Consider the following 23,902-nt stretch of genomic DNA (forward strand, 5'->3'; position numbering starts at 1 on the left):
GGTGTCGGGCTGGCGCGACCGGCTGTTCGGCATAGGGAGCGGCACGACCGAGCCACCCGGCGCCGAACGGCAATCGCTCCAAGCCGATGCGCGCTGGCGCCGGCTCCATGACAGGAACTGGACCTGCCCGGCTTGCGATCAGGTCCACAACGGCGTCTTCGACCTCGCCTATGCCCGCCCCGATCCTTACCAGGGGCCGGAAGATTACGAGCCGAACGGCGCGGTCCCCGACGCCCTCGCCGCCGGGCGGGATATCCTGACCGAGGACTTCTGCCTTCTCGGCCCCCACCGCATCCTGCGCTGCGTACTGCCGATTCCCATCATCGGCAGCGATACGCAGTTCGCCTTCGGTGTCTGGGGCACGATCAAGCCGGACCACTTCGACGAGGTCCTGGAGCATTTCGACAGCGGGACGGCGGCAGACACCGGGCCTTACTTCAGCTGGCTCATGAACCAGTTGCCCGGCGCTTCCCGCGATCCCGCGCGCTGCACGATGACGATGCAGAACGGTCGCCAGCGCCCGATGCTGGCGATCGACGACGAAAGCCACCCCTTCCACGCCGCCCAGCGGGACGGCATCACCTTCGACGCGCTGCTTGACCTCTATGCCCGATATGGCCACGACATCCGGCCCTACCTGACCGATGCCTGATCCGATCCGCTATCGCCCGCACCATTTCCTCTGCTCGCTCGGTTTCGAGGGCAAGGGCTACTCACCCGACTTCACCGCCAACATGACGGCGATCGTCATGGGCCGGCTTCGGGCCGAGAATGGCGACGCGACCGAGATCGAGGTCACGGGCGCCACCGACGATATCTGCGGCGCCTGCCCCAAGCGGCGTGGTCGGGCCTGTAACAACGAGCCGAAGATCAAGGTCCTCGACCGCGCCCATGCCGGCGCGCTGAAGCTTGAGCCGCGCGAGCGGCTGACCTGGGGCGAGGCCAAGGCACGGATCCTGGAGAACGTGCCGCCCGGCAGTCTCAGGACGCTGTGCCAGGGCTGCGAATGGGAACCCTACGGCATGTGCGAGGCCGCCCTGACACGGCTTCACCTGGAGTCCCGATAAGCGGCCCCGAGGGGACCTGATGCCGCGGCCGATGCCAGCGCGTCACCCGCCGCAAGAGGCGTCGTTCGCGTCGGCGCAACCCGATGCGACGCGAGTCGATCACCCTGCCAGCGAAACCAGCAGGTCGGCCAGCTCCCGCGGCTTAAACGTGAATGCCGCGTGGACGGACGCGATCTCGATGGGACGGACACCCAACCTGGCCGCGAAGGCCCGCTGCATGTCCGGGGGAATGATCTGATCCTCGGTGCACAGGATGTAGTTGCGCGGGACAGTCGGGATCGCTCCACCGGGCCAGGGCTGGTTGATCGCCAGCCAGCCCTGGCGCCGCTGCGTGTTGGACAGGAATTCCAGATACGCGGCCCGCTCCTCCGGCGGCACCAGAGAGGCGAGCAGGTCCAAGTTGAACGACCGGGTTCCGTCGCCGTTGTCGATGGTGACCGCAAGGATCGTTGCCGCGACGTCCGGCCCCAAGGCCTCGGAAATCGACTGCCCCGGTTCCGGCACGATGGCCGCGACGAAGATCAGCTGGTCGACCGGCAGCAGGGACGCGGCAAGGGGGGTGGTCGCACCGCCCGCGGAATGGGCGACAAGGACACGAGGAAGGCCAGTTCCCTCCATCGCGCGCGCGACCGTGGCGGCATAATCCTCCAGCGTCGCTTCGGCGCGTTCGCACGGCAGATCGACGTTGACCACCCGGTGCCCGCGGGCCTCGAGATAGGGCACGACCGGAGCCAGTTCCGCTGGAGATCCAAAGCCACCATGAACAAGCACGAACGACGTTGGCATGATCGCAACTCCAGGGGTGGATGCCGTCTTCGGCCGAATGAAAGCGCGCTTCGAACCGGCGCGAAGCCTCGGCGAAACGGGAACGCCCCGACTGGCTGAAAGGTAGCACGGCTGCGGATTCCCCAATAGAGAAAACGCCGCCCGGCCACCGAACAAGGCCGGAAGGTCAGGCCTTGCGGTTCTTCACCGCGGCCCAGCCGCCAGAGACGACGAGCGCCGCGATCACCGCCTTGACCGCGTCGCCGATCAGGAAGGGCGCCACGAAGCCCGCCCAGATCTTGTCAGCCGGCAGGCCGACCCAGCCGGCCTCGATCCCCAAGGTGCCGGCAAGACCCATCGGCCAGGCCACGCCCGGCAGGTAGAGGAGCGCCGAGGCGGCGATGCCCGCGAGCGACAGGCCGAAGATGCCCCGCACGCCCCGGTCGGCGGCGAAGCCCGCGAGCCAGGCGAGCCCGACGAAGCCCACGAGGAACCCCGCCGTGGGCCCGGCGAAGGCCACGAAGTTGAGGCCGTTCGCGAAGACCGGCAGCCCCGCCGCACCCTCGGCGAGATAGGCCAGCAGTGTAAGCGCGCCCATCCGCGCGCCATAGGTGAAGCCAACGATCAGGATCGCCAGCGTCTGCAACGTCATCGGCGTCGGCACCATCGGCACCGAGACCTGCGCCGCCAGCGCGATGAAGAGCGAACCTCCGAGCACCATGAGCGAGCGAGAGAGCCATGAGCGGGTCGGGAAGACAGCGTCTGAAAGTGTCATGATCGGACCTTTCCCCGGTTCTGTTCGCCCGGAATCTCGACCCTACCCGGCCATGAGTCAACAATATCCGTTGCAAGCCCCCGCGCGGGGTGCGAAACGGGCGCCATGACCGTAGCCTCCGATCCCACCACCAAACCGCTCGCCCTCGTCACCGGCGCCTCGCGCGGGCTCGGCTTCGCGCTTGCCGCCGCGCTGGCGGAAGCCGGCTGGCATGTCCTCGCCGTCGCCCGCACCTCGGGCGGGCTCGAAGAACTCGACGACCGTATCCAGGCGGCCGGCGGCAGCGCCACGCTCGCGCCGATGGATGTGACCGACGACAAGGCGATGGCGCATCTCGCCGCCTCGATCGCGCATCGCTGGGGCAAGCTCGGCCTCTGGGTCCATGCCGCGATCCATGCCGCGCCGCTGAGCCCGGCCGGCCATATCGCCGCCAAGGACATGGACAAGTCAATCGCCTGCAATCTACGCGCCACCGCGACGCTGACCCCGCTCCTCGAACCACTGCTTCGCGCCGCCGAGGGCACCGCGCTCTTCCTCGATGATCCGCGCGGCGGCGAGAAGTTTTTCGGCGCCTACGGCGCCACCAAGGCGGCGCAGATCGCGCTCGCCCGAAGCTGGCAGGCCGAGACCGCCAAGATCGGCCCGCGCGTCGTGATCGAGACACCGCGCCCGATGGCCACCGCGACCCGCGCCCGCTTCTTCCCGGGCGAGGACCGCGCGAGCCTCGCCGATATCCACGAGGAAGCCGCGCGGCTGCTCGCCGCCCTCTGAGCGGCTATCATCTTGCCCCAAGTATTCCCGCGCCGATCGACTCGGGCCTGCCCGGACGCGCGGCCATCGCCGCTTTACGCCCCGCCGCCGGTCGTCTAATCAGGGGCAAAGCAGCACGGGGCGGGCATGCGCATCCTCATCACCAATGACGACGGCATCAACGCGCCGGGGCTCGATATCCTGACCGCGATTGCCGAGGAGATCGCCGGGCCGGACGGAGAGGTCTGGACCGTCGCCCCCGCCTTCGAGCAGTCAGGCGTCGGCCACTGCATCTCCTACACCCATCCGATGATGATCCTGAAGCTTGGTCCCCGCCGCTACGCGGCCGAGGGCAGCCCGGCCGACTGCGTACTCGCCGGGCTCTACGATGTCCTTCAGGGCGGTCGGCCCGACCTCGTCCTCTCCGGCGTCAACCGCGGCAATAACGCGGCCGAGAACGTGCTCTATTCCGGCACGGTCGGCGGCGCGATGGAGGCCGCGCTCCAGGGCCTTCCGGCGATCGCGCTCTCGCAGTTCATGGGGCCGAGGACCGAAGATCTCGAAACCCCGTTCGAAGCCGCCCGCGACCATGGCATCAGGGTGGTGCGCGCGCTTCTCGACAAGGGGATCTGGGACAAGGGCGACTACCGGCTCTTCTACAACGTCAACTTCCCGCCCGTGGCCGGCAGGGACGTGAAGGGCATCAAGGTCACCGCCCAGGGCTACCGCACCGACACCTTCTTCGGGGTCGAGCCGCATGTCTCGCCCTCCGGGCGCAAGTTCCTCTGGATCACCGGCGGGCCGCAGCACCTGCCGACCGCGCCCGGCACCGATGTCGCGGCCAATCTCGACGGCTGGATCTCGGTCACGCCGATGCGCGCTGACCTCACGGCGCATGACACGCTCGCCGAGCTCGAGGCGCGGCTCGCATGACGGAACCGGCCGAGCGGAAGATGCGCTTTCTCTACGGGCTCCGCTCGAAGGGCGTGACGGACGCGCGCGTGCTGACCGCGATGGAGCGGATCGACCGCGGCGCTTTCGTCCGCGGCATCTTTGCCGAGCGCGCCTATGAGGACATGCCGCTGCCCATCGCCTGCGGCCAGACCATCAGCCAGCCCTCGGTCGTCGGGCTGATGACCCAGGCGCTGGCCGTGAGCCCGCGCGACAAGGTGCTCGAGGTCGGCACCGGCTCGGGCTACCAGGCCGCGATCCTCAGCCAGCTCGCGCGGCGGGTCTACACCGTCGACCGCCACCGCCGCCTCGTGCGCGAGGCCGAGGCGGTGTTCCAGAGCCTCGGCCTCACCAACATCACCGCGATCGCCGCCGACGGCAGCCACGGCCTGCCGGACCAGGCGCCGTTCGACCGGATTCTGGTCACGGCCGCCCCCGAGGATCCCCCCGGGCCGCTCTTGGCTCAGCTCAGGATCGGCGGTATCATGGTGGTGCCGGTGGGGCAGTCGGATACGGTGCAGAGCCTGATCAAGGTGACGCGGCAGCCTCACGGATACGATTACGATGAACTTCGCCCGGTGCGCTTCGTGCCGCTGGTCGAGGGGCTGGCGCAGGATTGAGGCGCCGCCCGAACCCACCGAGGCCCGGCCAACAGGGCCAGCGAACTGAGGATGCGAGCATGACCACCTCCCGCCCGATCTCCATGATCCGCGTGGCCCTTCTGGGAACCAGCCTCGTCGCGCTGGCCGCCTGCGAGCCGGGCGGCGGCTTCGATCCGGATCTGCGAAACTACAGCCAGATCGGCCTCGACACCTCCGCCGCCGCGATGCAGGCGAGCGCGGCGCGACCGACCCCGGACGCGCGCGGCATAATCTCTTACCCGAACTACCAGGTCGCAGTGGCGCGCCGCGGCGACACCGTCGACAGCGTCGCCGCCCGCGTCGGCCTGCCCGCGGCCGAGCTCGCGAGCTACAACGCGCTCCAGCCCGGCATGCCGCTCCGCGAAGGTGAGATCGTCGCGCTGCCGCGCCGGGTCGCGGGCGCGGCGCCCGCGGTCGCCGCGCCGGTGTATGGCGCACCGGCAACCGGTGCTCCGGCGACCGCCTCCGGCGGCCGCATCGACGTGACCACGATTGCCTCCGGCGCGCTCGACCGCGCGTCGGCCACATCGGCGCCCCAGCCCGCCGCTGCCGCTCCGGCACCGGCGGCAGCCCCCGTGACTGCCACCGAACCGGTTCGCCACCGCGTCCAGCGTGGTGAGACCGCCTATTCCGTGGCCCGGCTTTACAACGTCGACGTCAAGGCGCTTGCCGACTGGAACGGGCTCGGTCCCGATCTCGGTCTCCGCGAGGGCCAGACCCTGCTGATCCCGGTCGCGAACGCCACCCGCCCCGCGCCGGTCGCGGTGACGGCGCCCGGACAGGGCTCGCCGACGCCGACGCCTCCGTCGGCCGCCAAGCCGCTGCCGGCGGAGAAGACCACGCCGACCGCCGCGCCGGTCAAGACCCCGCCCCCCGCGGATCTCGGCGCCGAAAAAACCGCGGCCTCCACGGGCTCGAAGCTGGCCATGCCGGTCCAGGGAAAGATCATCCGCGGCTACCAGAAGAAGAAGAACGAAGGCATCGACATTTCGGCGAGCGCCGGCTCCTCGGTCACCGCCGCGGGCGATGGCACCGTCGCCGCGATCACCAAGGACACCGAGCAGGTGCCGATCCTGGTGATCCGCCACGAGGGCAACCTGCTCACCGTCTACGCCAATATTGACGGGATCGCGGTCGCCAAGGGCGCCAAGGTCTCGCGCGGCCAGACGATCGCAAAGGTCCGCTCCTCCGACCCGGCCTTCCTGCATTTCGAGGTACGCCAAGGCTTCGACAGCGTCGATCCGATGCCCTACCTGCAGTAACGGACTTGGCGGCCGGACCGGAACCCCGGAGCCCGGCCCGCCATTATCGCCAGGTCCCGCGCCAACCTCGTCTGGAGAACGGATGCCGAAGTTTTTTGCATCTCTGCTGGTTGCGGCAGCGGTCCTGCTGATCGGCGGCTGCGCGGCAAAGCCGACCGTGACCCAAGGCGATATCGACGCTCTGACGCGCGAGATAAAAAGGCTTGGACCTGACGTCGCGCCCGAGGAAGCCGAACGCGCCGCCAGCATCGCCTACCTTTATTCGCTGCAACTCGCGCAAGAGTACGAGATCACGGACCCGCCGATCATTCACAATGACAAGGTCCTCCACGGCCTTCGCGAGCGCGGGCTCTGCAATGACTGGACCGAGGATCTCCTCAAGCGCCTGAACCAGGAGAACTTCCGCACCCTGTCGCTGCACTGGGCCACCTCGCCCCCGGCCACGTTCCGGATCATCCACCACACGGCCGTCATCAGCCGGCGGGGGGATGCCCTGTACGACGGGATCATCCTCGACCCCTGGCGCTACGGCGGCACACTCTACTGGTCACGCCCGCAGGCCGACCCGCGCTACGACTGGCGGCCGCGACTGGAGGTCCGGGAAAACCAGATCAGGATACAGGAGGCTGAGGCTACCGCGGCGGCGGGCTGATATCAGCACCGGGTCCGAAATTCCTGCGGGGGCAAGGGCTTGTCAGAGCGTAACGCCCCGCCGCCCGGCAAGATCGGTGAAGTACTGCCAGGCCACGCGGCCCGAGCGCGCCCCCCGCGTCGCCTGCCATTCGATGGCCTCGGCGCGCAAGCTGGCATCGTCGATCGCCACGCCGTAAGCGTCGCAATAGCCGCGGATCATCGCCAGGTATTCGTCCTGATTGCAGGGATGGAAGCCGAGCCAGAGCCCGAACCGGTCGGAGAGCGAAACCTTTTCTTCCACCGCCTCCGAAGGATTGATCGCGCTCGACCGCTCGTTCTCGATCATGTCGCGCGGCATCAGGTGGCGGCGGTTCGAGGTGGCGTAGAACACCACGTTCGCGGGCCGCCCCTCGATCCCGCCATCGAGCACCGCCTTGAGGCTCTTGTAGTGCTGGTCGTCATGGCTGAACGACAGGTCGTCGCAGAAAAGCACGAAACGATGGCCGCTCGCGGCGCGCAGATGGGTCAGGAGACGGCCGACCGTGGGCAGGTCCTCGCGGCTCAGCTCGACGATCTTGAGCGGCAGACCCTGACGCAGCACCTCGGCGTGGACCGCCTTCACGAGCGAGGACTTCCCCATCCCGCGCGCGCCCCAGAGCAGCGCGTTGTTCGCGGGCAGGCCGCGCGCGAACTGGAGCGTATTGGCCAGAAGCGTGTCGCGCGACCGGTCGATGCCGACGAGTAGCGGCAGGTCGACGCGGTTCACCTCCGCCACCGGCTCCATCCGGTCGGGGTTCACATGCCAGGCGAAAGCGTCCGCAGCGGCGAAGTCCGGTGCCTGAAGCGGTGCCGGAGCGATCCGCTCCAGCGCCTCGGCGATCCGGGCCAGCAGCGCCGCGCTCATTGCTTGGCCGCGCCTTCGCCCGGCGCCTCCTCCGCGTCCTCTTCCTCGTCGTCAAACCAGAGGCCCTCGGCCCTGAGCTGCGCCTCGCGCTTCTTCTCGACCCGCGCGACGAGGAAGATTGACACCTCGTAGAGCCCGTAGACCACAACGAAGAGGATCACCTGGCTCACGACGTCGGGCGGCGTTGCGATCGCGGCGAGGCAGAGGATGCCGACGACGGCATATTTCCGCACCGCGCCCAGCCCCGCGCTCGACACCAGCCCCGCCTTTCCCATCAGCGTCAGGAGCACCGGGAGCTGGAAGCAGAGCCCGAAGGCGAGAATGAACTTGATGGTGAGCGCGAGATATTCCTCGATCGAGCCGAAGAAGGCGATACCCGCGGCCGTGCTCGCCGCCGGATCGAGAGCGCCTTCAGCCGGGACCGGGCCGGATTTCTGGAAGCCGAGGAAGAACGAGAAGGCCAAGGGCAGGATCGCATAGTAGGCGAAGGCCGCGCCGGCAAGGAACATACCCGGCGAGGCGACGAGGAACGGCAGGAACGCGTTCTTCTCCGACTTGTAGAGACCGGGCGCGACGAAGCGCCAAAGCTGGTAGCCAATGAACGGGAACGAGAGCGCGAAGCCTCCCAGGAACGAGATCCGGATCGCGACGAAGAAGCCCTCCTGCAGCTTGATCATCGCTAGCGAGCAGTCCTGCCCGCGGTCGGCGAGTGCCGCACAGATCGGCTTGGTCAGGAAGGTGAAGATCGGGTCGGCCACCGAGAAACAGGCGACCATCGCCACGATGAAGGCCAGCACCGACCAGATCAGGCGCGACCGGAGCTCCGTCAGATGTTCGATCAGCGGCGCCGTCGAGTCGTCGATCTCGTCCTTCATCATGCCTCGCCCTTCTTGGTTGCGGGCTTGGCCTTGGCCGCCGCCGTCTTCGGCTTCGGCTTGGCGGCCGGTTTCGCCTCCGTCTTGGGCTTCGGCTTTGCCGGAACCTTCGTCGCGGTCGTGGCCGCCGGCTTCGGCGCGGCCGGCTTGGTCTCGGCGAGCTTCGTTTCGGCGGGCTTCTCCGCGGCCGGCTGCGAGGCGGACTTGGCCTCGGTGCGTGCCGCGGCATCCGCCGCCTTCTTGTCGGCCAGAGCCTGCGTCGCCGGTCCCTTCGACGCCGCCGGTTTGGTCGGCTGCCACTTCTCGAACTTCGAGGCCGCCTGTTCGAGCGCGTCGAGCCCGAGGCTCTTCTTCGTCGTCATCGCCTTCAGCTCGTCGGCGGTTTCCTTGACGCCGGTCTCGCGCGCCGCGTCGTCCATTGCGCGTTGGAACTCGCGTCCCATTGCTCGCGCCTTCGCGGTGAAGCGCCCGAGCGTGCGGAACATCGCGGGCAGGTCTTTCGGACCCACCACGATCAGCGCCACGATGCCGATGAGCAGAAGCTCACTCCAGCCGATATCCAACATGTCCGCGCCGCCCCTTCAGGCGAAGGCCAAGGCTCAGGCCTTGTCCTTCTTCGGTTTCGGCGTCACGTCACGGGCCGCCTCGGCGGTGTCGTTCTCGATCTCCTCGGTGCCGTCCTTCACGCCCTTCTTGAAGGCGGTGATGCCCTTGCCGACCTCGCCCATGAGCGAGGAGACCTTGCCGCGACCGAAAAGCACCAGAACCACGACGGCGATCAGAAGAAGGCCAGGAATGCCGATGTTGTTGAGCATGTTCGTCTCCCTCGGGCACCTCCGCAGCGCCCGTTCTGCTACCCGTCCGATGTAGTCCGTCCGGGGTCCCAGTCAAAGCCCCTTCCGCACGCCGGACGGCCGGTTCAGGCCTTGAACCTGCGGTGCAACTGACAGTATTTTGTCAGTTGCACCCCCTCGATCCGGGACCTGATGCGCCGCAACGACCGCCTGTTCCAGCTTCTGCGCATCCTGCGCGACGGCAAGCTCCACCGTGCCGCCGACCTCGCCTCGGCGCTCGGGGTCTCGCCCCGCACGATCTGGCGCGATATGGCGGTCTTGATGGAACGCGGCCTGCCGGTCAGTGGCGAGCGTGGCATCGGCTATCTCCTGCGCGACCCGGTCACCCTGCCCCCGATGGCGATCACCAAGGACGAGTTCGAGGTGCTGCGGCTCGGCATCACGCTGGTCGCCGGTGCAGCCGACCCGGTGCTGGCGCGTGCGGCCGAGAGCCTGCGCGCCAAGATCGCCGCGGTCTCGCTCGCCGATGCCGGCGACACCGGCTCCGACACCTTCGTCTTCTCGAGCGCCGAGGCGGCGCGCGCCGCGCCGCATCTCGGCCTGATCCGGCGCGCGGTGCGCGAGCACCTGACACTCGCGCTGTCCTATCGCGGCGCGCCGGCGACGCGTGTCCGCCCCCTGCATCTCGATTACTGGGGTAAGCTCTGGACGCTGACGTCGTGGTGCGAAAACGCGCATGGATTCAAGGTGTTCCGCGTCGATCTTGTGACGTCTCTCAAGCATGACGGCGGCGCCTTCCTGCCCGAGCCGGGCAAGACGGTAGAGGACTACCTCGCCCGGATCGCGCCGGCCTGAGCCTCAGCCCCGACGCGGGAAGACGAAACAGCGGTCGCGGCGGATCATCAGCCACATCACCGTACCGGGCTTGGGCAGGAACACCGCCGGCACCGTCGCCTTGAGGATGTCGCCGCCATAGTCGAGGCGGAACTCGACGAGGCTCTCGCGGCCGAGGAACCGCGCCCGCACCACCTCGGCCCGCGCCGCGGTGCCGTCGCTCGGCGTCGGATTCGGGCCGCGCCCGGCCCGGTCGAAGTCGATCTTGAGATGCTGCGGCCGGATCACGATCTCGACCTCGGTGCCGTCGGGCACGCCGGGGGCGAGGAACTCGCCGAAGGCGGTCTCGGTCAGGGCGCCCTGAACTTCGCCGCGCAGGATGTTGATATCAGAGAAGAAAGCCGCGGCCTCGCGGTCGACCGGCGCATTGTAGATATTGTAGGGCGCGCCGCGCTGGACGACCCTGCCCCGGCGCATCAGCGCGATCTCGTCTGCCATGCGCATCGCCTCGTGCGGCTCGTGCGTGACGAGGAGGACCGCCGTACCCTCCTCCTTCAGGAGCGCCAGCGTGTCGTCGCGGATGCCGTCGCGGAGCCGCTCGTCGAGGCCCGAGAACGGCTCGTCCATGAGAAGGATGCGCGGATTGGGTGCGAGAGCGCGGGCAAGCGCCACCCGTTGCTGCTCGCCGCCCGATAGCTCGTGGGGATATTTCGGCCCGAAGCCCGAGAGCGAAACCCGTTCCAGCAGCGCGTCGACCCGCCGCGCCTGGGCGGCATCGCCACGAGTGAGGCCGAAGGCGATGTTCTCGGCAACGCTGAGATGGGGAAACAGCGCGAAATCCTGGAACATCAGCCCGATCGAGCGCCGCTCGGGCGGGATCCGGAACACGGTGTCGCAAATCAGCCGTCCGTCGACGAGGATGCGGCCCCGGTCCTGCATGTCGACCCCGGCGATCATCCGCAGCGTCGTCGACTTGCCGCAGCCCGAGGGGCCGAGGAGGCAGGTCACCTGCCCGGCCGGAATCGTCAGCGAGACGTCGTCGACCACGGTCTGGCCGTCAAATCGGCGGACGAGGTTCTGGACCTCAAGTCGCGGCGGTGTCTCTGTCAGGTCGCGCATGCCCGTGCCCGAGAAAATTGGTCAGGTTTTGGACCGGATAGCAGCCCCGCCCGCTGGCCGCAAGCATCGCAGGTTTCGGCCCCGGCTGCGCCTAGGCCGACCCGCCGGGGGTTTCACCCCCGAACCCCCAGGATATTTTCGACAAGATGATGGCGAGCCGCGTTACAGGGTCGCGTTCATCGCGCCGCCGTCGAGCAGGAGATTCTGGCCGACGATGAAGCCGGCGTGGGCCGAGCACAGGAAGGCGCAGGTGGCGCCGAACTCCTCCACCGTGCCGTAGCGCCGCACCGGGATCGTGGCGGCGCGGCGGGCCCGCGCTTCCTCTAGGGGGATACCGGCGCCCGTGGCGACGCCGGAATCGAGCGAGGTCGCCCGATCGGTGTCGTGGATGCCGGGCAGGAGGTTGTTGATCGTGACACCGTCCGGCGCGACCTGCCGGGCGGTACCGGCGACGAAGCCGGTGAGGCCGGTCCGCGCGGCGTTCGAGAGGCCGAGCGTGGCGATCGGCGCCTTCACCGATTGCGAGGTGATGTTGACGATCCGTCCCCAGCGCCGTGCGATCATTCCCGGCAGAACCGCCTGCATCAGCGCGATCGGGGTCAGCATGTTGGCGTCGAGCGCGCGGATGAAGTCATCGCGACCCCAGTCGCTCCAATGCCCCGGCGGCGGTCCGCCGGCATTGGTGACGAGGATGTCGACGGCGCCAGCCGCGGCGAGCACCGCGGCGCGGCCGGCCTCACTGGTGATATCGGCGGCGACCTCGGTGACGTTGACGCCATGCGCGGCGCGAATCTCCGCCGCGGTTCTCGCGAGGGCCTCGGCGCCGCGGGCATTGATCACGAGGTCGACCCCGGCCGCGGCCAACGCCTCGGCGCAGCCCCGTCCGAGGCCTTTCGATGCCGCCGCGACCAGCGCCCGGCGTCCGCGAATTCCCAGGTCCATCCTGTTTTCCTCCCGTTGCGGGGCGAGCATAGGGATTTTGCTGACGCTGGCCAGTGGCGGCGCTCAGGCTGCCGCCGAGGAGAAGCGGTAGGCCACGCCGGAGAAGGCCGCCTCGGCGAAACCATAGGCGAAGCGCAGGCCCGTCGGTCCGGCGATCACGCCGTGCTCGGCATTGCCGGGAATATAGACGGCCACGCCGGGCACCAGCGCATGGGCGATGCCGTCGATCGTGACCGTGCCGCCGCCCTCCATGCAGAGATAGAACTCGGCCGGCGCGTGCCGATGCGGGTGCAGGGTGCCCGCGGGCCCGAATTCGGCGATCCCGAGCACGAATTCCTGCGTCTGGGTGCGGTCGGCGCAGATCAGCGTCCGCCAGGTGACACTGCCGAAGACCGGATCGGTGCCGCCCTCGAGTGCGACCTCGGCCGCGTCGACCGAGAAGCCCTGGGGCGCGGGCGGCGCCGGTGAATTCACCGGTTCCGGCAGGTCGGTCGCGCCGATCATCAGCGCTTCGGCCGCATCGGGGATCATCATCGGTTCAGTCATTGCGGGGCTCCTCCTCTTTCCGGCCGCATCTAACCGGCTTCACCAGCCCGCCTCAATGCGCTAAAGCTGATCTACATTATACGCTGGGGTTATGATTCAATTGCGCCTTCCGAGCTTCTCCGGCCTCACCGCCTTCTATGCCGCCGTCCGCCACGGTACGCTGACCGGGGCGGCGCGCGAGCTCAACGTCTCGCAGCCGGCGATCAGCCGCCGCATCGCGGCGCTCGAGGCGGATCTCGGCTGTCCGCTCTTCGACCGGACGCACAAGCCGGTGCGCCTGACCGAGCAGGGCCGGGAACTTTCGGTCGCGCTGCGCGGCGGCTTCGACATGATCGAGACCGCGACCGACCGCATCCGCCGTGCTGCGAGCGGCTGGACGGTGTCCGTCTCGGCGCCGTCGGGCTTTGTCGCCTACTGGCTGATCCCGCGGCTCGGCGACCTGCAGTCTGCGTTCCCTGAAACGACGATCCGAATCATAAGCCTGGAACATGACGAACCCGGCCGGCGCGGCGACATCGCGATCCGTTTCGGCGCGCCGGACGCGGCGCAACCCGACGAGGCCAAGATCCTCGGCGAGGACGTGTTCCCGGCCGCGAGCCCGCTTTACCTGAGCCGCGTTCGCCAGCCCGGAACTGTGCACGACCTTGGCGGCCACACGCTCCTGACGACCGCGTCGGGCCGGCGCCACTGGTACGACTGGGACAGCTGGTTCGACGCCGTCGGGGTGCCGCGCCCGGCCGGCACGCGCACCCTCGATTTCAGTGCCTATGCGATGCTGGTCAGCGCCGCGCTCGCCGGCCAGGGGATCTGCCTGTGCTGGTCGGGCCTGCTCGACAGCTTCCTCGACACCGGCGCGCTGATCCGGCTGACCGAGGTCTCGGCCGGTTCCGGGCGGGGTTATTTCCTCGACCTGCGCGAGGGCAGGGCCGCGCCGCGCATGGTGCAGGCAGTTGCGGACTGGATCCGCGACCGCGCGACAACCCCGGAGCCGGGACGCGCGTTGACGCGGACGACCGCGATTTGATAGGCCTGTGCGGCCCGCCCCCGGGACGTCATGCGAGGTCAGACGATGAGCGACGGCGCGCAGCCCTTTCCGGCCCATACGGTGCATGTTTACGAGGCGTCGGCGCTGCGCGTGAGGCGCGGAGTCAATCTGCGCGACGCCATTGCGGAAGCGGCGGCCTGCGAGCCCGGCGACGTTTACCGGCTCGACCCCGCGGCGCGGGCGTGGCGGATGCTGCTGCGTCCGGCCGCCGACCGGCAACCGCATGCTGCGATCGCGGAGGGCTCCGAGATCGGCGCGCCGGGCGAGCGGGTCGATCTCGTGTCCTTGTTCACGCTGATGACCGAGGACGGCGAGCGGCTGGAACTTCTTTTCGCGCGACACGCGGCCTCGGGCGCGGGCATCGCGCTGCCGCTGTCGCCGATCACACCCGGCGCCGATTACACGCTTCTGGCCGCGACCGAAGACTTCGGCGACATGAGGATCGCTGACGTGGTGTGCGTCTCCTTCGGCGCAGGCACGATGGTCACGCTTCCCGGCGGCTCGCAGCGCCCGATCGAATCCCTCGCACCCGGCGACCAGGTGCTGACCCGGGACCACGGGCCGCAGCCGGTCCGCTGGATCGGCAGATCGACGATGCGCGCGAACGGCGCCTTCGCGCCGGTGGTGATCACCGCCGGTACTCTCGGGAATGCGGGCGATCTCGTGGTCAGCCCGCACCACCGGGTCTTTCTCTACCAGCGCGGCGTCCACCGGGTCGGCGGCGTGGCCGAGATCCTCGTTCAGGCCAAGCATCTCGTCGACGGCGAGGCGGTGGTGCGCCGCGAAGGCGGCTTCGTCGACTATTACAGCCTCGTCTTCGACCGGCACGAGATCATCTATGCCGAGGGGATCCCGGCGGAAAGCCTCATGGTCAACGAGGCCACGACTGGCCATCTGCCGCCCGATCTCGCCGAGGAGATCCGCGCCCGCTTCCCCGGCCTGAACCAGCACCAGCATTTCGGCACCGAGGCCGGGCGCGAGCTTCTCGACGAGGCGGCTCGGGCCGCGCTTCTCGCCCGCTACCGTCAGGGGTAAGCCGCGCTTGGTCTGGTCAGAAAATGGTGCCGGTTGTAGGATTGAACAGGGTTACACGAACCGAGCCCAGTGACCCGAAGAAGAGGAGACCGCATGACCCGCCCCGCTCCCGTTGTCACCCCTCTGCCGATGGAGGAACTGCGCCAAGCACTGCCGCAGATCCTCGCCGCCCCGAAGGACGAGGGTGAGGTCAAGGCGATCGTCATTCGCCCAGCTCCGGGCGAACGGCGGATGGTTGATCAGGCTGAGCTGAGCCTCGCCGGCGGGGTCCACGGCGACCACTGGGCGAAGGGATGCTGGATGTCGACCGAGGACGGCCAGCCCCATCCCGACGTCCAGATCTGCATGATGAACGCGCGCTGCATCGAGGCGATCGCGGGCGAGCCCGAAAACTGGGCGCCAGCAGGCGACAACCTCTTCATTGACATGGACCTTTCGCCGGCCAATCTGCCGCCCGGAACGCGGCTGGCGCTCGGGACCGTCGAACTCGTGACGACCGACAAGCTCCATGCAGGCTGCCAAGATTTCATCGACCGCTACGGCCGCGACGCCTGCCTGTTCGTGAACACGGGCGAGGGAAAGACGCACCGGCTGCGTGGCATCTACGCGCGGGTGACGAAGGACGGCACCGTGAAACGCGGCGACCGGATGCGCAAGATCGGCTGAACCGGCCAATCTCGCACGGTTGATCTGGCGCAGATCGTTTGGCGGCGGCCTCCGCTATGGTTCCACCGAACGGCCGCCCCACCCGGCGGCCCGGCACAACGGAGCACGCCATGCCGGTTTACCTCGTCGCCACCGACCTTTCCGCCCGCGGCGACCGCGCCGTGCGCCGCGCCTTCGCGCTCGCCCGCGCGCATCAGGCCCGCCTGATCGTGGCCAGCGCCGTCGACGACGACCTGCCACAGGCGCTAGCGGCCGAACTGGCGGCGGGTGCCGAGCGGACGCTCGCCGACGTCGTCGCAGCCGATCCCGACCGGGACGCGGTGGAGTACGAGACACGGATGCTGCGCGGCGATCCGAGCCTCGCCATCGCCACGCTGGCCGCGACGGAGGCGGTGGATCTCCTCATTCTTGGCGCTCACCGCGTGCGCCCGGTCGCCGACATCTTCCTCGACACCACGATGCTGCGGATCCTGCGCCAGGTCACCTGCCCGGTCCTTCTGGTCCGCAATCCGGTCGCCCATCCCTATCGCGGCATCCTCGCTGCGACGGATTTCTCGCCCGCTTCGGCGGCGGCGCTGCGTACGGCGGCCGCGCTTGTCCCGGACGCTTCCATCGCGGCGATCCATGCGTTCCACGTGCCGTTCAAGGGGCTGATGCCGCGCGAGACCGCCGCCCCCTTCCTCGCCGAGGCGCGCTCTCACGAGGCGGAGTGGCGCGGGCGCGAACGCCTGCCCGAGCGGCTCGGCCCGGTGACCTTCGAAGAAGGCCCGGCGACCGAGGTGATCTCCGAAGCTCTCGCCGCGACCGGCGCCGACCTGATCGCGGTCGGGGCGCACTCCCGCGCCGGGATGGCCGCGCGCCTGCTCGGCAGCTTCGCGACCATGCTCATCGAGGCCGCGCCGACCGACCTGATCGTGGCCCGCCCCGGCTAGCGCCATTGCGGCGGCCCCGCGCCGCCGCTATATCGCGCGCCATGATGGACCAGTCGAACCGCCCCGCCCTTCCCGCCGAAATCGCCCGGCGCCGCACCTTCGCGATCATCTCGCATCCGGATGCGGGCAAGACCACGCTGACAGAGAAGTTCCTCCTGTTCGGCGGCGCGATCCAGATGGCCGGCCAGGTCCGCGCCAAGGGCGAGGCGCGGCGCACGCGCTCGGACTTCATGAAGCTCGAACAGGACCGCGGCATCTCGGTCTCGGCCTCGGCGATGTCTTTCGACTTCGGCCCCTACCGCTTCAACCTCGTCGACACGCCAGGCCACTCGGACTTCTCCGAGGACACCTACCGCACGCTGACCGCCGTCGATGCCGCGATCATGGTGATCGACGGGGCGAAGGGCGTCGAAAGCCAGACGCGGAAGCTCTTCGAGGTCTGCCGCCTGCGCGACCTGCCGATCCTCACCTTCTGCAACAAGATGGACCGCGAGGCGCGCGACACGTTCGAGATCATCGACGAGATCCAGGAAAACCTCGCCATCGACGTGACGCCCGCAAGCTGGCCGATCGGCATGGGGCGCGACTTCCTCGGCTGCTACGACATTCTCAATGACCGGCTCGAACTGATGGACCGCGCCGACCGCAACCGGGTCGCGGAATCGATCCGGATCGCCGGGCTGGACGATCCGAAACTGGCCGAACACGTCCCCGCCGAGCAGTTGAAGAAGCTTCGTGAAGAGCTTGAAATGGCGAGGGAACTCCTGCCACCCTTCGACCGTCAGGCGTTCCTCGAAGGCCATCTGACACCGATCTGGTTCGGTTCGGCGATCAACTCCTTCGGCGTCAAGGAACTGATGTCCGGCATGGGCGATTACGGCCCCGAGCCGCAGCCGCAGAAGGCGACCGAGCGCCAGATCGCGCCCGAGGAGGGCAAGGTCGCGGGCTTCGTCTTCAAGGTTCAGGCCAACATGGACCCCAAGCACCGCGACCGGGTGGCCTTCGTGCGCCTCGCCTCGGGCCATTTCGAACGCGGCATGAAGCTTCTCCATGTCCGCTCGAAGAAGCCGATGGCGATCTCCAACCCTGTCCTGTTCCTCGCCGCCGACCGCGAGCTGGCCGAGGAGGCCTGGGCGGGCGACATCATCGGCATCCCGAACCACGGCCAGCTCCGCATCGGCGACGCGCTGACCGAGGGTGAGGCGCTGCGCTTCACCGGCATCCCCTCGTTCGCGCCCGAGCTTCTGCAGACCGTGCGCGCGGGCGATCCGCTGAAGGCCAAGCATCTCGAAAAGGCACTGATGCAGTTCGCCGAGGAAGGGGCCGCCAAGGTCTTCAAGCCCGCCATCGGCTCGGGCTTCATCGTCGGCGTCGTCGGTGCCCTCCAGTTCGACGTGCTCGCGAGCCGGATCGAGATCGAATACTCGCTCCCCGTGCGCTTCGAAAGCTCGCAGTTCACCTCGGCCCGCTGGGTCACCGGCCCGAAGGCGGACGTGGAGAAATTCGTCAACGCCAACAAGGGCCATATCGCCCACGACCATGACGGCGACATCGTCTACCTGACGCGGCTGCAATGGGATATCGACCGGATTACCCGCGACCATCCCACGCTGAAGCTGTCGGCGACGAAGGAAATGATGATCTGACGCAGGGGTTTACCCGGCGAAGTGCATCTCGACACGGACACTCTTGCCACGGCCAAGCTCGGCCTCCTGCCGCTTCCGGTGGCGGTGGTCCCTGAGCCGCCGGCGCCAGCCGCGCGGCCCGTTCATGCCCGCCTCGCGCTCGGCGCCGATATCGGAACCAAAGGTTTCCACGTCATGCAGGACCGGCGCGGGGTTGAGAAAACCCGGCCTGAGCAGCCGATATCCGCGCCCCGCCTCGGCGCCGAACAGGAAATGGTCGACCGGCACGCCGAGCCTCGGATAGCGCGTCAGCAGGCGCTCCGCCGCCTCGCGGGTCACGACATAGCCGCAAGTGCCGAGAAAGCTGCTCCGCATCCGGAAAAGCCCCGTCCCGCTTTCGACCGGGCCGAGCGCCTCGCCCAGGGGGAATCGGCGACTGCGCTGCGGGCCGGGCCAGAATTCGAGCTTCAGAGCCCCCATCCCGTTCCGCTCCATGAGCCCGGCGAGATCGCAGGCGGCGAGCGCCGCGAAGCCCGCCGCCAGCCGGGCATCGTCCTCGAGCACGATCGCGGCCTCGGCCTCACCGCCGGCGATCTCGCCCCAAAGGCACTGGTGGGTGAGCGAGCAGGCCATGTCGCCAAGCGTTGCCGGAAACATCCGCGCGAGAGGTCCCGCGCCGAACGCGCGGGCAAGCGTCGCAGGGTCGCTCTCTGCTGAGTCGATGGCCTCTACCCGCTGCCATGGAAGGCCGAGCCCGTCGAGTTCCGCGCCGATCCGCACCAGCCGGTCCGGCCGCCGGGCGAGGTTGATGACATGGATTGGCAGCATCCGCTACGCCCTTTGCCGGCCCCGTTTTCCGCAGCCTAGACCGCGTCCAGACAAGTTGGAACTGGCATTTCAGAGCATGGGCCAGAAACGGCTTGCGCTGATTGACCTTTCGGCGGCTTTGCGGTAGGGCCATGAGGCCTGCATCCGGCGGGCACTCGCCGGGGCGCCCGGAAGTCGCGTCCCTTCACCCTTGCGGTGCCATACCGCATTCGATGGACGCTGATGACCAAGTTTTCCGATCTGAAGCTGGACCCCAAGGTCCTGCAAGCCATTGCCGAAGCCGGCTATGAGACCCCCACCCCGATCCAGGCGGGTGCCATTCCCCACGCGCTCGAAGGCCGCGACGTGCTCGGCATCGCCCAGACCGGGACCGGCAAGACCGCCTCGTTCACGCTACCGATGATCACGCTCCTCGGCCGCGGCCGGGCGCGGGCGCGGATGCCGCGCAGCCTCGTGCTGGCGCCGACGCGCGAACTCGCCGCCCAGGTGGCGGAGAACTTCGACACCTACTCGAAGCACACCAAGCTCACGAAGGCGCTCCTCATCGGTGGCGTCAGCTTCGCCGAGCAGGACAAGCTCATCGACCGCGGCGTCGACGTCCTGATCGCGACGCCGGGCCGCCTGCTCGATCATTTCGAGCGCGGCAAGCTCCTCCTCACCGGCGTGCAGATCATGGTGGTGGACGAGGCCGACCGGATGCTCGACATGGGCTTCATCCCGGATATCGAGCGGATCTTCCAGCTCACGCCCTTCACCCGCCAGACGCTCTTTTTCTCGGCCACGATGGCGCCCGAGATCGAGCGAATCACCAACACCTTCCTGCACAACCCGGCGAAGATCGAGGTCGCGCGCCAGGCGACGACCTCCGAGACGATCGAGCAGCGGCTGATCGAGCTCACGCCCACCCGCAAGGACCAGTCGGCCAAGCAGAAGCGCGAACTTCTGCGCGCGGTGATCGACGCCGAGGGTGAGGCCTGCACCAACGCGATCCTCTTCTGCAACCGCAAGACCGAAGTCGATATCCTCGCGAAATCGCTGAAGAAATACGGCTACAACGCGGCGCCGATCCACGGCGACCTCGACCAGAGCCAACGGATGAAGACGCTCGACGGCTTCCGCGACGGGAGCTTGCGCTTCCTCGTCGCCTCCGACGTCGCCGCGCGCGGGCTCGACATCCCGGCCGTCTCCCACGTCTTCAACTTCGACGTGCCCTCCCATGCCGAGGACTATGTCCACCGGATCGGCCGCACCGGCCGCGCCGGCCGCAAGGGCGTAGCCGTGACCATCGCCACTCCGGCCGATCAGAAATATCTCGACGCGATCGAATCGCTGGTGAAGAAACCGATCCCGCGCGGCGCGATCCCCGAGGGGTTCGAGATCAGCGAAGCCGCGCAGCGCCCCGCGCGCAAGGACGACGACAAGGGCAAGGGTCGCGGACGTGGCCGTGGTGGCCGCGAGGACCGCAAACCGCGTCCGGTGAAACCGCATGGCGAAGAAGCCTCGATGGCGCCACTCGAACAGCCGGTGGCCGCCGCGAAAGCCGAGACCAGACCGGAACCCCGGCCCGAGCCGGCGGCCGAACCGCGGCCCGAACGTGCCGAGCGCCCCGAGCGCCCCGAGCGTCCCGAGCGTCGCGACGATCGCAAGTCTGACCGCAAGGGCAAGGGCGAGGGCCGCGGCCGCCGCGAGGACCGCGACGCGCCAGTGGTCGGCATGGGCGACCATGTGCCCGACTTCCTGATGCGCGGGCTGAAGAGCGAAAAGGCGTAACGCCGCTATTGCCGGTGGGCGGCGCGGGTCACCGCGCCGGTCGGCACATCGGATAGCGGCAGGGCGCGCCGTCGATCCGCACTTCGGCCAGAAGCTCGAACCCGTGGCGCTGGTAGATCGTGAGGTTCCTCCGGTTGGTCGATTCCAGGTAGACCGGCAACCCGTCCCGGTCGCAGGCCGCGAGACCGTGTGCCAGAAGCCGACTGCCGAGCCCCTTCCCACCATGCACCGGATCGACCGCGACCAGCGACAGGTGCCAGTGCGGCTCGTCGAGGTGATAGGGCTCGCAAGCCTCAATCAGCGCCTGAAAGAGCGGCAGCCGATCCGGCTGGAAGGTGCGCGCCGCGTTCTCCGCCAACGCCTCAGCGTCGGGCACCACTCCCGGCGGGCGCCAGATCGCCATGCCGAGGCCGTCGCCGATAATATGGTTGGCGCCGTCGGCGAAGCCCGGTTCGGCATTGATCCGCGCGTAGCCGTAGTTCGACAGCGTGAACCGGTGCGGATCGGGCAGGATCCAGCGCGCGAAGGGGTCGCCCGCGAAGGCGACAGTCAGAAGCGCCCCCATCCGATCGAGATCGGCCGGTAAGGCGGCGCGAATATCGGCGTCCATCCCCTCGCTCCCTGCCGGTTTGCGAGGAAGAGTAACCCGGGATGCGCGCGGGAAGAAGCCGGACGCCGCCTATTCGGCGACAAGCCGGCTCGTCACCACGGTGACCTCGGGCTTCTTGCCGATCTCCTCAAGCGAGACCTGGCGGACGATGCGCTTGACCGCCTCCGCCAGCTTGTCGTCGTCCCTCAGCACCTTGTCGGCGGCCGAGCCGAGGTATTCGTTCACCTCCGCCTCGATCATGTCGGCAAGGTCGGCACCACGGCGCGTCGTCTCGGACAGACCCTTGAGCTCGACCCAGGCGTCGCCCAGAGGTTCGTCGTCCTCGTCGATGATCAGGCTCGCCATCACATGGCCGTTCAGCGCCATGCGGATCCGGTCCCGCACCACTCCGTCAAGCGCTCCGATCAGCACGCTGCCGTCGAGATAAGTCCGCCCGGTTTCGATGTATTCGACCACCTTGGGCTCATCGCCGGTCAGATCGACCACCGTGCCGTTCACCGCGAGCTCCGCTGCGATCCCCTTCTCGATGGCGATCCGGCAGTGCTCCCTCAGATGGCGGTGCTCGCCATGCATCGGCAGGAGTATCTTCGGCCTCAGGAGATCGTGCACCGCCTCGAGGTCCGGCCGGTTGGCATGGCCCGAGACGTGATAGAGCCCGCCGCGGTCATCGACCACGTCGACCCCCATCTCGGAAAACGCGTTCATCACCCGGATCACGCCGCGCTCGTTGCCGGGAATGGTCTTGGAGGAGAAAAGGAACGTATCCCCCTCCTTCATCTCCAGCCCGAGATACTTGCCGCGCGCCAGCTGCGCCGAGGCCGCGCGCCGCTCGCCCTGGCTGCCGGTGACGATCAGCATCAGTTTGCGGCGCGGCATTTCCACGGCTTCCTCGGGCGGGATCACCGCCGGGAAGTCGGTCAGCACGCCGGTTTCCGCCGCCGCCGTGATCATCTTCTTCATCGCCCGGCCGAGCATGCAGACCGAGCGGCCCGCCGCCCGTCCCGCCTCGGCCAGCGTCTTCAGCCGCGCCACGTTCGAGGCGAAGGTGGTCGCGACCACCATCCCCTCCTGCGCCGCGATCAGCTCGGACAAGGGCGCGGCCAGCGAGGCCTCGGACCGGCCCGGAAGCGGCGAGAAGACGTTGGTCGAGTCGCAGGTCAGCACCTTCACGCCCGCGCCTTCGTTGGCGATCTCGTGCCACTGGTTGGGGTCGAAAGGCTCGCCCACAATGGGCGTGCCGTCGAGCTTGAAATCGCCCGAATGGACGATCCGCCCCGCCGGCGTGTCGATGACGAGTGCCGCACTTTCGGGGATCGAGTGGCTCACCGGCACGAACTGGACCTTGAACGGCCCGGCCTCGACCGTCTCGGGGCGGGGCTTGACGACGCGGATCACGTCAAGCGGGTTGCCCTGCTCCTCCATCTTCAGATTGGCGATGGCGGCGGTGAAGGCCCGGGCATAGACCGGGGCCTTGATCTGCGGCCACAGAAGCCCGAGCGCGCCGACATGGTCCTCGTGCGCGTGGGTGATGAAGATCGCCTCGATACGGTTCGCATTCTCGGCGAGCCAGGCGATGTCGGCCATGATCAGGTCGACACCCGGCGAGGTCTCCATGTCCGGGAAGGTCACGCCGAGGTCGACGACGATCAGCCGTTCCTTGCCCGCTGGCCCGTAGCCATAGACATAGGCGTTCATGCCGATCTCGCCGGCGCCGCCGAGCGGCAGATAGATCAGGCGGTCTTTCGAGCTCATCCGTTTTCCTTGTTGAATGCGTGGATGACCGTCAGGCCATGCATGGTCAGGTCGTCCTCGACCCAGTCGAAAACATCGGTGGCCTGCGCGAACAGGGGCGTGAGCCCGCCGGTGCCGATGATCTTCATCGGCCGGCCGAACTCCGTTCGGATCCGTGCGCAGATCCCCTCGACGAGGCCGATATAGCCCCAGAACACACCCGACTGCATGCAGGCGACGGTGTTCTTGCCGATCACCGCCTCTGGCATCGAGACATCGACATGCGGCAGGGCCGCCGCTGCCATGTGCAGGGCTTCGAGGCTGAGGTTGACACCCGGCGAGATCACCCCGCCGATATAGGCGCCGTCCGCATCGACCACGTCGAAGGTCGTCGCGGTGCCGAAGTCCACCACCACGAGATCGCCGCCGTGGCGGTCGAAGGCGCCGGCGGCGTTGACCAGCCGGTCGGGGCCGACCTGGGTGCCCTGATCGACCCTCGGCGGCGCCGGCAGGAGGCAGTCGGGCTTGCCGACGACGAGCGGCCGGCAGCCGAAATAGCGGTCGCAGAGGACGCGCAGGTTGAACACGACCCGCGGCACCGTCGAGGAGATGATGCAGGCGTCGATGTCAATGGCGATCTTGCGATGCGCCATCAGCGTCGAGAACCAGACGAAATACTGGTCCGCCGTGCGCTGATGCTCGGTCGCGGTCCTAAGCGTACAGAGGAAGGTCGTCCCGTCCCAGACCGAGAAGACGGTGTTGGTATTGCCGCAGTCGATGCACAGGAGCATGGGACCCTCCT

27 protein-coding genes are annotated in these 23,902 nt (G+C 68.4%); 14 read left to right on the forward strand and 13 right to left on the reverse strand.

The genetic code is table 11. The features are described from left to right. The first annotated feature begins 1 nt into the window (after window position 1). Together OEZ60_RS03620 and OEZ60_RS03625 are read left to right on the forward strand one after the other, a co-directional pair. A complete protein-coding gene (locus tag OEZ60_RS03620; RefSeq protein ID WP_263333312.1) occupies window positions 2-652 on the forward strand; it encodes a DUF2199 domain-containing protein in 651 nt (216 codons plus the stop codon). Further along, complete coding sequence (locus OEZ60_RS03625; RefSeq protein WP_263333313.1) at window positions 645-1,067, forward strand: DUF1284 domain-containing protein; 423 nt, start codon at window positions 645-647, stop codon at window positions 1,065-1,067. The genes OEZ60_RS03620 and OEZ60_RS03625 overlap by 8 nt, the downstream gene beginning before the upstream one ends. Window positions 1,068-1,166: 99 nt before the next feature. Here OEZ60_RS03625 and OEZ60_RS03630 read toward each other — a convergent pair whose 3' ends face one another. Both OEZ60_RS03630 and OEZ60_RS03635 read right to left on the reverse strand, forming a co-directional pair. Continuing rightward, window positions 1,167-1,853: an alpha/beta fold hydrolase gene (locus OEZ60_RS03630; protein WP_263333314.1), complete on the reverse strand. Its 687-nt coding sequence runs from the start codon at window positions 1,851-1,853 to the stop codon at window positions 1,167-1,169. 166 nt (window positions 1,854-2,019) lie between these two features. Beyond that, window positions 2,020-2,607: a biotin transporter BioY gene (locus OEZ60_RS03635; RefSeq protein ID WP_263333315.1), complete on the reverse strand. Its 588-nt coding sequence runs from the start codon at window positions 2,605-2,607 to the stop codon at window positions 2,020-2,022. 105 nt (window positions 2,608-2,712) lie between these two features. On the opposite strand from OEZ60_RS03635, the gene OEZ60_RS03640 reads away from it, so the two are divergent. From OEZ60_RS03640 to OEZ60_RS03660, 5 genes are all read left to right on the forward strand, one after another. After that, window positions 2,713-3,378, forward strand: a complete 666-nt coding sequence (locus OEZ60_RS03640; RefSeq protein ID WP_263333316.1) for an SDR family oxidoreductase — start codon at window positions 2,713-2,715, stop codon at window positions 3,376-3,378. Window positions 3,379-3,504: 126 nt separating this feature from the next. After that, a complete protein-coding gene (surE, locus tag OEZ60_RS03645; protein ID WP_263333317.1) occupies window positions 3,505-4,290 on the forward strand; it encodes a 5'/3'-nucleotidase SurE in 786 nt (261 codons plus the stop codon). After that, window positions 4,287-4,928: a protein-L-isoaspartate(D-aspartate) O-methyltransferase gene (locus OEZ60_RS03650; RefSeq protein ID WP_263333318.1), complete on the forward strand. Its 642-nt coding sequence runs from the start codon at window positions 4,287-4,289 to the stop codon at window positions 4,926-4,928. Before surE ends, OEZ60_RS03650 begins: the two co-directional genes overlap by 4 nt. Window positions 4,929-4,987: 59 nt before the next feature. Next, window positions 4,988-6,211, forward strand: coding sequence for a M23 family metallopeptidase (locus OEZ60_RS03655; protein WP_263333319.1), 1,224 nt, complete (start codon window positions 4,988-4,990; stop codon window positions 6,209-6,211). Between the two features lie 82 nt (window positions 6,212-6,293). Continuing rightward, entirely contained in the window at window positions 6,294-6,863 is a 570-nt protein-coding gene (locus OEZ60_RS03660; protein WP_263333320.1) for a hypothetical protein, read from the forward strand. A gap of 42 nt (window positions 6,864-6,905) precedes the next feature. Here OEZ60_RS03660 and OEZ60_RS03665 read toward each other — a convergent pair whose 3' ends face one another. Genes OEZ60_RS03665 through OEZ60_RS03680 form a run of 4 tightly spaced genes read right to left on the reverse strand, consistent with a single transcriptional unit; the run spans window position 6,906 to window position 9,438 of the window. Beyond that, complete coding sequence (locus OEZ60_RS03665) at window positions 6,906-7,748, reverse strand: ATP-binding protein (protein ID WP_263333322.1); 843 nt, start codon at window positions 7,746-7,748, stop codon at window positions 6,906-6,908. Continuing rightward, on the reverse strand, window positions 7,745-8,626 hold the full coding sequence (gene tatC / locus OEZ60_RS03670; RefSeq protein ID WP_263333324.1) for a twin-arginine translocase subunit TatC: 882 nt from the start codon (window positions 8,624-8,626) through the stop codon (window positions 7,745-7,747). Before tatC ends, OEZ60_RS03665 begins: the two co-directional genes overlap by 4 nt. Beyond that, window positions 8,623-9,189 (reverse strand): Sec-independent protein translocase protein TatB, encoded by a 567-nt coding sequence (tatB, locus tag OEZ60_RS03675; RefSeq protein WP_263333326.1) that lies wholly within the window; start codon window positions 9,187-9,189, stop codon window positions 8,623-8,625. The genes tatC and tatB overlap by 4 nt, the downstream gene beginning before the upstream one ends. A gap of 33 nt (window positions 9,190-9,222) precedes the next feature. Next, window positions 9,223-9,438, reverse strand: a complete 216-nt coding sequence (locus OEZ60_RS03680; RefSeq protein WP_263333328.1) for a twin-arginine translocase TatA/TatE family subunit — start codon at window positions 9,436-9,438, stop codon at window positions 9,223-9,225. Window positions 9,439-9,609: 171 nt separating this feature from the next. Here OEZ60_RS03680 and OEZ60_RS03685 point away from each other — a divergent pair, with 171 nt between their 5' ends. Further along, window positions 9,610-10,272: a helix-turn-helix transcriptional regulator gene (locus OEZ60_RS03685; protein WP_263333330.1), complete on the forward strand. Its 663-nt coding sequence runs from the start codon at window positions 9,610-9,612 to the stop codon at window positions 10,270-10,272. A 3-nt stretch (window positions 10,273-10,275) separates the two neighbouring features. Here the strand turns inward: OEZ60_RS03685 and OEZ60_RS03690 are convergent, their stop codons facing one another. From OEZ60_RS03690 to OEZ60_RS03700, 3 genes are all read right to left on the reverse strand, one after another. Beyond that, complete coding sequence (locus tag OEZ60_RS03690) at window positions 10,276-11,370, reverse strand: ABC transporter ATP-binding protein (protein ID WP_263333332.1); 1,095 nt, start codon at window positions 11,368-11,370, stop codon at window positions 10,276-10,278. A 162-nt stretch (window positions 11,371-11,532) separates the two neighbouring features. Next, on the reverse strand, window positions 11,533-12,312 hold the full coding sequence (locus tag OEZ60_RS03695; RefSeq protein WP_263333334.1) for an SDR family oxidoreductase: 780 nt from the start codon (window positions 12,310-12,312) through the stop codon (window positions 11,533-11,535). A gap of 63 nt (window positions 12,313-12,375) precedes the next feature. Then, window positions 12,376-12,858 carry a cupin domain-containing protein gene (locus OEZ60_RS03700; RefSeq protein WP_263333336.1) on the reverse strand — a complete coding sequence of 161 codons (483 nt, stop codon included), beginning with the start codon at window positions 12,856-12,858 and terminating at the stop codon, window positions 12,376-12,378. Window positions 12,859-12,949: 91 nt separating this feature from the next. Between OEZ60_RS03700 and OEZ60_RS03705 the strand changes: the two genes are divergently transcribed. The 5 genes from OEZ60_RS03705 to OEZ60_RS03725 all read left to right on the forward strand — a co-directional run bounded on the left by OEZ60_RS03705 (window position 12,950) and on the right by OEZ60_RS03725 (window position 18,182). Next, on the forward strand, window positions 12,950-13,882 hold the full coding sequence (locus OEZ60_RS03705) for a LysR substrate-binding domain-containing protein (protein ID WP_263333338.1): 933 nt from the start codon (window positions 12,950-12,952) through the stop codon (window positions 13,880-13,882). Window positions 13,883-13,927: 45 nt separating this feature from the next. Beyond that, window positions 13,928-14,938 (forward strand): Hint domain-containing protein, encoded by a 1,011-nt coding sequence (locus OEZ60_RS03710; RefSeq protein WP_263333340.1) that lies wholly within the window; start codon window positions 13,928-13,930, stop codon window positions 14,936-14,938. 93 nt (window positions 14,939-15,031) lie between these two features. After that, complete coding sequence (locus OEZ60_RS03715; protein WP_263333342.1) at window positions 15,032-15,604, forward strand: MOSC domain-containing protein; 573 nt, start codon at window positions 15,032-15,034, stop codon at window positions 15,602-15,604. A 110-nt stretch (window positions 15,605-15,714) separates the two neighbouring features. Then, complete coding sequence (locus OEZ60_RS03720; protein WP_263333344.1) at window positions 15,715-16,536, forward strand: universal stress protein; 822 nt, start codon at window positions 15,715-15,717, stop codon at window positions 16,534-16,536. 41 nt (window positions 16,537-16,577) lie between these two features. After that, complete coding sequence (locus tag OEZ60_RS03725) at window positions 16,578-18,182, forward strand: peptide chain release factor 3 (protein WP_263333346.1); 1,605 nt, start codon at window positions 16,578-16,580, stop codon at window positions 18,180-18,182. Between the two features lie 9 nt (window positions 18,183-18,191). Here the strand turns inward: OEZ60_RS03725 and OEZ60_RS03730 are convergent, their stop codons facing one another. Continuing rightward, window positions 18,192-18,989 (reverse strand): glycosyltransferase family 25 protein, encoded by a 798-nt coding sequence (locus OEZ60_RS03730; protein WP_263333348.1) that lies wholly within the window; start codon window positions 18,987-18,989, stop codon window positions 18,192-18,194. A gap of 222 nt (window positions 18,990-19,211) precedes the next feature. Here OEZ60_RS03730 and OEZ60_RS03735 point away from each other — a divergent pair, with 222 nt between their 5' ends. Next, complete coding sequence (locus OEZ60_RS03735) at window positions 19,212-20,759, forward strand: DEAD/DEAH box helicase (protein WP_263333350.1); 1,548 nt, start codon at window positions 19,212-19,214, stop codon at window positions 20,757-20,759. Window positions 20,760-20,787: 28 nt separating this feature from the next. Here OEZ60_RS03735 and OEZ60_RS03740 read toward each other — a convergent pair whose 3' ends face one another. The 3 genes from OEZ60_RS03740 to OEZ60_RS03750 form a co-directional block, all read right to left on the reverse strand. Then, on the reverse strand, window positions 20,788-21,369 hold the full coding sequence (locus tag OEZ60_RS03740; RefSeq protein ID WP_263333352.1) for a GNAT family N-acetyltransferase: 582 nt from the start codon (window positions 21,367-21,369) through the stop codon (window positions 20,788-20,790). Window positions 21,370-21,438: 69 nt separating this feature from the next. Next, on the reverse strand, window positions 21,439-23,121 hold the full coding sequence (locus tag OEZ60_RS03745) for a ribonuclease J (RefSeq protein WP_263333353.1): 1,683 nt from the start codon (window positions 23,119-23,121) through the stop codon (window positions 21,439-21,441). Next, window positions 23,118-23,891 (reverse strand): type III pantothenate kinase, encoded by a 774-nt coding sequence (locus tag OEZ60_RS03750; RefSeq protein WP_263333355.1) that lies wholly within the window; start codon window positions 23,889-23,891, stop codon window positions 23,118-23,120. The genes OEZ60_RS03745 and OEZ60_RS03750 overlap by 4 nt, the downstream gene beginning before the upstream one ends. Window positions 23,892-23,902: the final 11 nt, after the last annotated feature.

Source organism: Albidovulum salinarum, from assembly GCF_025673475.1.
Taxonomy (GTDB): domain Bacteria; phylum Pseudomonadota; class Alphaproteobacteria; order Rhodobacterales; family Rhodobacteraceae; genus Albidovulum; species Albidovulum salinarum.